The sequence below is a fragment of the Pseudomonas sp. C321 genome (assembly GCF_055407105.1).
This window is the reverse complement of the sequence record NZ_JBUZRB010000019.1, coordinates 1-9,091: the sequence shown is the minus strand read 5'-3', so window position 1 is coordinate 9,091 and position 9,091 is coordinate 1. Positions and strand designations below refer to the sequence as shown.

General features: G+C 58.4%; 4 protein-coding genes and 2 pseudogenes. 4 read left to right on the top strand and 2 right to left on the bottom strand.

Going from position 1 to position 9,091, the window contains the following annotated elements; all coding sequences use genetic code 11:
* Nucleotides 1-4,264: pseudogene (locus ACZRJ6_RS26060) on the top strand (LapA family giant adhesin); the annotation flags it as partial.
* A gap of 153 nt (nucleotides 4,265-4,417) precedes the next feature.
* Entirely contained in the window at nucleotides 4,418-4,756 is a 339-nt protein-coding gene (locus ACZRJ6_RS26055) for a tryptophan synthase subunit beta (protein ID WP_463970655.1), read from the top strand.
* A 213-nt stretch (nucleotides 4,757-4,969) separates the two neighbouring features.
* On the opposite strand, the gene lapD is transcribed toward ACZRJ6_RS26055, so the two are convergent.
* Entirely contained in the window at nucleotides 4,970-6,916 is a 1,947-nt protein-coding gene (gene lapD / locus ACZRJ6_RS26050) for a cyclic di-GMP receptor LapD (protein ID WP_463970654.1), read from the bottom strand.
* 8 nt (nucleotides 6,917-6,924) lie between these two features.
* Nucleotides 6,925-7,623, bottom strand: coding sequence for a cysteine protease LapG (lapG, locus tag ACZRJ6_RS26045; protein ID WP_463970653.1), 699 nt, complete (start codon nucleotides 7,621-7,623; stop codon nucleotides 6,925-6,927).
* 273 nt (nucleotides 7,624-7,896) lie between these two features.
* Here lapG and ACZRJ6_RS26040 point away from each other — a divergent pair, with 273 nt between their 5' ends.
* Together ACZRJ6_RS26040 and ACZRJ6_RS26035 are read left to right on the top strand one after the other, a co-directional pair.
* A complete protein-coding gene (locus tag ACZRJ6_RS26040; RefSeq protein WP_463970652.1) occupies nucleotides 7,897-8,607 on the top strand; it encodes a GntR family transcriptional regulator in 711 nt (236 codons plus the stop codon).
* Between the two features lie 65 nt (nucleotides 8,608-8,672).
* A pseudogene (locus ACZRJ6_RS26035) lies at nucleotides 8,673-8,942 on the top strand (hypothetical protein).
* Nucleotides 8,943-9,091 lie beyond the last annotated feature (149 nt).

Here is a 9,091-nt window from a genome sequence, read left to right as displayed (position 1 = left end):
CAGCCCAATGACCGTTACCTTGAGCAATGGCGCGAAAATCACCATTGAACAAGGCAAGTTCTCCGGCGAAACGAAATTCGACGCTCCAACCGACGACGTCTTCAAAGACGAAAGCACTGTCTCGGCCACCATCAAGCCGGACGGCATCGCTGGCGGTAACTTCGAGAAGCTGCAAATCGTCGGCGGCGCAGCCGATACCGTCATCAAGGACACCATCGACGATGTAACCGTGGTGCTCAATGCCACGATCTCCGTGGGTGAAGGCGGTCAGATCGTCTACACCGCATCCCTGGTAGGCAAAAATAACGTTGCGGTCACCAACCTCGGTTCCGATCTGGTGATCAAGCTGGCCAATGGTGAAACTATTACCATCGGCAACGGCAAAACCTTCGGCACCACCAGCATTACCGCGCCAAATGACCCGTATACCGGCGGCACCAACGTGTCGACCACGATCGCCACGCTGGTCAGCGGCGCGGACAAGTACGAGCACCTGACCTTCGACGGTACGCCAGCAGTCACCAAAGTGACCGACGTGAGTACCCAGACTACCCTGAGCATTACCGGCGACACGTCGGTCAATGAGGGTGACACTGCGCACTACACGTTGAACCTGACCAACCCGGCCGGCACGGAACTTACCGTGACGCTGACTTACAGCGGCACCGCCATCGACGGTTCGGACTTCAGCGGCGTGTACACCGTGAAGATCCCGGCCGGCGCCAGCAGTGTGCCGTTTGATATCAGAACCCTTGATGACAAGCTGACCGAGACTACGGAGAATTTCGTGGTCAAGATCGCCTCGACCACTGGCGGCAACTTCGAGAATCTGGTGATCGGTACCGGCAGCGCCAACACAAACATCATCGACAATGACGCCCCGCCGGTTCTCGACCTGGACGCCAACAACTCCAGCGGCGTCATCGGTGCAGACTACAAGGTGACCTTTACTGAAGGCGCCGCAGGCCCTGGCGTGTCGATTGCCGACACCGATATCAGCATCACCGACCCGGACAGCACCATGCTCACCGGTGCCACGGTGACCCTGACCAACGCTCAGGCAGGTGACGTACTGAACCTGGGTATCAATGTCGGTGGCATCACCATCAACTCCAACAACCAGACGGGCACCATCACTCTGGTTCTTGAAGGCAAGGCGACGCTGGCCGACTACATGCAGCGCATCAAGAACATCACCTTCAGCAACAACAGTGAAGACCCGAGCACCACGCCGCGGATCATTACGGTGAAGGTCACCGATGGCGGAAACTACTCCAACACGGCTACCACCACGGTCAACGTGACGGCGGTCAACGATGCGCCTGTAGCGACCGGCGGCGCGATTACCGGCCAGGAAGATATCGGCAAGGCACTGCTCTGGTCGAACTTCGGTATCACCGATGTCGACTCGCCTGCCGCCAACCTTGGGGTGAAAGTCACCGAATTGCCGGTGGCCGGGAAGCTGCAGTTCCTCGCGGCGGATGGCGTTACCTGGACTAACGTGACCAGCGGCCAGGTCTTCACCAAGGCCCAGATCGACGATGGCAAGCTGCGCTTCCTGTCAGACACCAACGAATCCGGGACCGACGGCTACAGCGGCACCGGCATGGGCAACAAACAGGCGGATTACGCGCAGTTCAAGTTCCAGCCTACCGATGGCGTAACACTGGGTAACGCGGCGACGGTGAAAGTCGACATTACACCGATAGCCGACGCGCCGAACCTCGCGGTGGCGGACAATAATGTCAACTCCGTAGGCCTGATCAAGGAAAGCTGGAACAGCATTTCCGGCTTGGGTAACAACGGCAATGGTGCTGCGGCTGATGTGCTGAAAAACGCCATTGATAACGCTGGCGTTGCGAATACCAAGGGCACTGTGACCAATGTCGAGTCCTCCTCTGACGTAGCGGCCTCCGCTGGCTCGAAAACGTCCGGTTTGATCTACATGGAAGCAGGCAAGAACTACACCTTCAGCGGTACCGGCGATGACAGCCTGTTGGTCAACGTTGGCGGTACGAACGTGGCCAGCGCCACGTGGGGCAACAACAGCGGCAAGTTCAGCGGCACGTTTACCCCAACCGTCAGCGGGTACTACAGCCTCGAGATCTACCACGCCAACCAGTCAGGCCCTGGCAGCTACGACGTCAACCTGTCGATCAACGGCGCGACCGCGGTCGACCTGAGCAAGGCCAATGTGCCGCTGTACACCGGCGTTACCGACCTGATCAATGCCGGAGTGAACGTCTCCGACCTGCAGGGCAGCAACGGCGACGGTTACTACACGGGCTACAAACTCAACGAAGGCCAGGAAAACGGCACGGTGAACCTGTCCAAGGTCACCACCAGCCTGTCTGATATTGACGGTTCGGAAAGCTTGAGCGTGAAGATCAGCGGCGTACCAGCCGGTGCAGTGCTCAGTGATGGTGCCGGGCATACCTTTACCGCAACGGCGACCAATGGCACGACGACTCTGGATGGCTGGAACCTGGCCACCTTGACCCTCAAGCCTGCGCCTTACACCAGCGGCAAGTTCGACCTGACCGTGACGTCGACGTCCACCGAATCACTGGGTGGCTCGGCGGACACAATCGCGAAAATCCCGGTTGTGGTGTACCCATCGACCTACCACGAAGTGACCGGCACCTCGGGCAGCGATACGCTCAATGGCACCGACGGCAACGACATCATGGTCGCGGATATCGGCGGCCTGCATGTGGTCCAGGGCCAGAATTACAACATCGCCTTCATGGTCGACAGCTCGGGCAGCATGAACGATGACTCGGTCCTGGCGGCGCAGAAATCGCTGAAATCAGTATTCGAGACACTGCAAAAGAGCATCGGCACCACCGGTGCAGGTACCGTGAATATTTTCCTGGCTGACTTTGATGAGAGGGTAAACCAATCGATTTCGGTCAACCTCAAGGAAACAGGCGCCCTGGACAAGCTCATGACCGTGCTTAATTCCATGTTGTCGGGTGGCGGTACCAACTACGAAGACGTGTTCAAGGCCACGAGCAACTTCTTCAACAGCAGCGCGGCTCTGGCCAACAAGGCCAGCGCCAGCGGCGCCACCAACATGACGTATTTCATCACCGATGGCCAACCGACGTACTACCAGTCGAACGAATCGAACAACCCGTCCCTGTACGGCAATGTGCGACTCGACGACGTGTTGCTCGCCAGCAACTACACCATTGGCCAGGCCTATACCCTGGAGATCGATAGAAGCCATACGATCAAAGTCGAGACGAATGGCGACCTGTATCTGTCGACCAACGGCGGTGGGTACTCCTACAAAGGCCAGGTACACGCCCAGGGCGACGGCACATTCGAGTTCTCCAGACTCGCCGGCACTGGTTATGACAACTGGTGGAACGTTGACGAGGCAAACACCGGCTCGAGCGCCAGCTTCACAGCGTTGAGCAAGCTTTCCGGGGTGGAAGCCATCGGCCTGAACAAGAACGTCAGCCTCAATGACCTGTCCCCGTACGACTCCGACGGCAAGCCCCAAACCAACATCGATCCCAAGGATTTGGCCAACGCCATCCTCGGCCACACCGAAGCAACACTGCCGGGGGCCGACAACGTCAACGGCGGTAATGGTAATGACATCATCTTCGGCGACCTGGTGAGCTTCAGCGGCGTGACGGGCGAAGGCTACGACGCACTGCAATCGTTGGTTTCGCAAAAGACCGGGATTGCCAATGTCACCGGCCAGGATGTGCATAAGTACATCACCGAGCACTACACCGACTTCGACGTGTCCGGCGCCAAGGACGGTATCGATCGCCTGCTGGGCGGCGCGGGCGATGACATCCTGTTCGGCCAGGGCGGCAATGACTATCTCGATGGCGGCAAGGGCAATGACATTCTGCTGGGCGGCACCGGCAAGGACACGTTGATCGGTGGTCAGGGTAACGACATCCTGATGGGTGGTTCGGGTGCTGACACCTTCGTGTGGAAGTCCGGTGACGTCGGCAACGATGTGATCAAGGACTTCAAGGCATCCGAAGGCGACCGGATTGATCTGCGGGATCTATTGAAGGGTGAAACCGACAGCTCCATCGACAACTTCCTCAAGATCACCACCGTGGAGGGTGTATCGACCCTGCAGGTCAGCAGCGAAGGCAAGCTCAATGCTACCGGCGGCCTGGCCAACGCGGATGTGACCATCAAGCTGGAAGGCAATGACTGGTCGCACACCAGCATCAACTCTCTGATCTCCGGTGCCGATCCGACCATCAAGATCGATCACACCGTCTAAGACGAGGTTCATCGGCCGCCCACCCAGGGCGGCCGATGCACATTGGCGCCTCGTCACTGGCTCTGGGTGACGGTTGCACCGCATACTCACGGCTACACCTGCACCGTTAGCCTATGCTGCTGACTGCGTGCTACTTATTCCTGAGGGATTTCTATGTTTTACGTGCAACGTGATGCACAGGGCGTGTTGATTCGCGTAGAAGCGGCCACCTTCGCCGAGTCGACAGAAACGCTGCCGGCCGATCATCATGAGATCCAGGACTGGTACGCCAATGAAGTGGTGGAGACCAGCTTGAATCAGCTCAAGCAGAGCGACCTGGAGATGATCCGGGTACTCGACGACTTGATTCAGGTGCTGACCCGAAAAGGGGTGATCAGCGTGACCGACCTACCGCCGGCGGCCCAGGCCAAGTTGTTGGACCGTAACCAGGCGCGGGAAGCGCTGGGTGGGCTGAGTCAATTGATCGATGATGAAGAGACGGGGTTGATCTGAGGTCTCTGTAACTACGGTGACCCACAGCCATCGCTGCCTGTGTATGTACGCATTGCAGCCGCTGCTGTTTCTCGCAGCTGGCGAGGCTGCGCTGGAGGCGACTCGGTGCTGGCGTCTGATCTGATGGCGGCGTTGCGGGCGACGTAGCCTCGCTGGTGCTCGACAACTGCTACGAGATGCCCGCACCACACATAAGCCCTGCGGTGTCGCCTGTTAGCGCCACGGCGCCGGTTCGCCAAACAACTGCCCCTGCACACCAAAAATCCCCATCTCGCGAATCACCTTCAGCTCACCTTCGGTCTCCACCCGCTCGGCAATCAGCGGTAGGTCGATGCTGTGGGCGGCGCGCTGGATGGCTTCGATAAACAAACGTTTGTCGCTTTCCTGGTCGATGTCGCGAATGTAGCTGCCATCGATCTTCAAGTACGCCAGACCCAGGCGCGCCAGGTTGCCAATCATGCTGAAGCGCCCGCCAAAACGCTGCAGGCTCAGGGAAAAGTCCAATTCCCGCAGGCGATGGGTCAATTGCTCCAGCACCGCTTGTTCGGGCAGTTGTTCTTCACCGATTTCCAGGGTCAGGCGCGGGCCTAGGTTGGAATGCTGACGCAGCAGGTCAAAGACCCGGTTCAGGGCTTGAGGATCGGCCAGCGTGGCAGCGGACAGGTTCAAGGCCAGTGAGTGTTCGTGGCTGCCCATTTGCTTGAGCACCAGCTCCAGCATTAACCGGTCAAGGCGTGCCGACCAGCCGAACCGCTCAAGCCAGGGCAGGAAGCGCCCGGCCGGGATGGTATGGCCGTGGTCATCCACCAAGCGGGACAAGACTTTGTAGTGCAAGATCAGTTGCGTATCCTGGCTGGCCACTACCGGCTGGAAATACAGCTCAAAGCGCTGCTGGGTCAAGGCCCGGTCCAGGAGAGTGTGCCAGGCATGGTGGTCGTCACCGACGCTGGCGGCAGCGGCGTGGTCGAGGCAGACCCAGCTGACATCGCCCTGGGTTTCAGCCTGAGCCAAGGCCTGGTCGGCCAGTGTCAGCAGTGCCTGGGGCGAGTCGCCGTGGGTGAAGGGGGCCAGGCCTATACAAGCAACCGGTGTGACGTCGCTGGCCCCGGTGGCTTGCAGGCTGAGTAGGGTACTTTCCAGGTTTTGCGCCAGTTGCAGCGCCTCTTCACGCATCAGCCCCGGCGCCAGCACCGCGAACTCACCGCCACGTATACGGGTGACCAGATTGTGGGTTTCCGGGTACGGCTCGCACTGGCGCAGCAGTTGTTCACCGACGGCCTGCAGCAACTGGTCGGTGCGCTGCCCGCCCAGACGCTGGTTGAGGCCCGCCAGGTCCTTGACCCGCAGCAGCAGCAAATAACCGGAACTGGTTTCCTCAGGGTTACTGACCCGGGCGTTGAGTTGCATCTCAAAATAACGGCGGTTGGCCAGACCCGTGAGGGTGTCCTGATAAGACTCCACCCGCAGCTTTTCGCTGCGCTCGGCCTGTTCCTGAAACAGCGCCTTGAGTTTTTCCACCATCTGGTTCATCGCCTGTACCACCCGCCGCAGCTCCGGCGTGCGCGGCAGATCGGGCAGGCTGAGGAACTCGCGACGGGCAATGGCCTGGGATTGCTTGACCATGTAATCGAGCGGCTTCAACTGCCGGCGCAGCAGCAGCGCACCGAGCACTGCGCTTACCGCACCACAGAGCAGCAACCAGCCGAGGCTGCCCAGGGCACTCTGCCAGAGTTTGGCCAGGGCAAACATCGGATGGCTGACCACCTCGACCCGCGCCGCCTGTTCCCAGCCACGGCTGACCAGAGCGTCGCCACCGGCCGGCTCCAGGCCGATCAGCTTGACGAACCAGTTCGGCACGCCGTTGTTGTCGGGGATACCGCTGCGCTCGGCGATGGTTTGGTCATTCGTCAGATCCACTACGCGGATGCTCGCATAGTAGCCGCTGTCGAAGATCGAGCTGACCAGCAACTCGACCATGGCGGGGTCGTCGATATTGGGCGTCAGGGACAGCGCCAGCGCCGTCGCCGCGTCCTGCGCATGGGAGCGCAACTGATTCACGTACTGGGTACGCGAGCTTTCCAGGCTGACCATGAAGCTGCCACTGAAGGCGACCACCAGGAACAGACAGATAGCGATCAACAGTTGTTTGAACAGAGACATCTGAATGGTTACTCCTTGATGGCAGGCTCGGCTGGAAAGCCTTCCGCACGCATTTTTTTCAACACATCCTGCCAGCGCGACAAGCGCTTGGTGTCGCCTACTTTTTTGTTGCCCTTGGCGCCCGGCAGCCACAAGCCTTCAGCATTGAAGGAGTAAACGGGCAGCAAGTCGGTCCGCTGGCTGGCGGGCTGGATGTCATCGATCAGACTGTCGAGCACCAGCGGCATCGCGTCTGGCGTCGAATAATAGGTCAAGACCATATGGGCTCGATTCTGACGCAAGGCCTTGACGTAGGTAATGCGCAATTTGTCGCTGGAGACGCCCAGGTGACGCAGGCTGAAATACTTGGCGACTGCATAGTCTTCGCAATCCCCGGCCCCCTTCCATAACGCTTCAATGGGAGTTTCCCAATAGTCCACCTGGTGCCAGAGGTCGATGTCTTCCACATAGTGCATCTGCTTGTTGAAGAACAGGTTGACCACTTTGAGCTGTTCCAGCTCGCTGACCTGCTTTTGCGTCGCCAACAGCCGCTGCCAGTCGTCAATGCGCTGCTGGCCTGCACCAAGCGGACCGTACAGGTCGGTGGCCCGGCGGCTGATCTGGGAAAAATCCCAATCGGCATGCAACCCGCCAGGCAGTAAGCCAGCCAGCAGCAGTGCTGAAAACAGCCAGCACACGATCCAGGAGGAAATAAAACGTACCGCCAATGCGTTCAGTCCGTAGAGAGAGACGGATAATCAAGCGATGGTGAAGCTTCGACCGGCAAAAAACAATGGCACGGTGCAATCATCCCAGGCCCGCCAAGCTTATTGGCACGAGGTCTGTAAGACGTCGCCAAACCGCGATGTGGGACGATATAAAGGGTCATGAAGCTGCTTACAAACGAAAACCTTGCCTGTTTGACAAGCTTGCATGCAAGCTCTAGTGTGCATTGGATCCAATCAATAAAACCCATTCTAATAAAGGAGGATAGCGTAGTCGTGACGCAGAAGCCGAACCCTTTGAGCAGCATCAACGTCAGCGGACCCATTCCCGCCCACCTCGCTCGCTCCGTAATTGAAGAAACATTGCGCAACGCCATCCTAGATGGTCGCCTGCCCTGCGGTACTGCAATGCGCCAACAAGAACTGGCCTGCCTGTTCGGAGTGAGCCGGATGCCGGTGCGTGAGGCATTGCGCCAACTGGAGGCACAGTCACTGCTGCATGTCGTTACCCATAAAGGTGCCGTGGTTGCGCCACTGATAGAAGACAACTCAGCCGAGACCTACGCTCTGCGAATTCTTCTGGAGTCCGAAGCGTTGCGCTTGTCGATCCCGCTGCTCAGGGATGACGACATCACCCAAGCGGGTGGCTACATCGCTGCCCTTGAACACGAAACCGACTACACCAAAATTGGCCGGCTCAATCGCTTGTTCCACATGGCCTTGTATGGCAAGGCGCCCAACCAGCGGCTATTGAAGCTGGTTGAACACGGCCTGAACGAAGAGGAGCGGTTCCTGCGCTTCAACCTTGAAGCCATGGGACTGTGCAAGATCTCTCAGGAGGACCATAGCGAACTGCTGAACCTGGTCGCACAAAAAAAGGTCGACGAAAGCATTCTGACCTTACGCAATCATCTTATGAGAGGGATGGAAGTCATTACGCTCTACCTGAACGGCCTGGAGCAGAATAACGAGAAAGAGCCGCTGTAGATGGAAGCCCAGTGCTCGGTTTAAGCCACAAAGGGCTGCAGCAATGGGTTGCAGGTAGCAACCTTATGGCACAACTTCAACCCGATACCTTGATCAACAATCCGCACGGCACCCCCACGGAGTCATCAGTGACGATCGTCTGCTGTTTATTCTCGCCCTGTCGCACATCGAGATGACGGGCACAGGCCTCGGATCGCTGCGTAAGAAGTTCTTACACGATGGTAATCATTACCGAGCCCGTCGACACAAACGTCGAGGCTTTGCAGGGTTTTAAACAGTTTGTTCAGGCATTCGCCGACGGCGCGCTGGATAACGTACGCCAATTGCTCAGCTGAGGTTGTGGTGAGCGGGCTTGTCCCATCACCACAACGTCTTATCCAGCGCCTTGCAGAACGAATGTCAGATCTTGAAGCTATCGACCAACTGCTTCAAACGGCTGGCTTGTTGCGAGAGTGCATCACAGTCTTTCAAGGTTTCGTTGAGG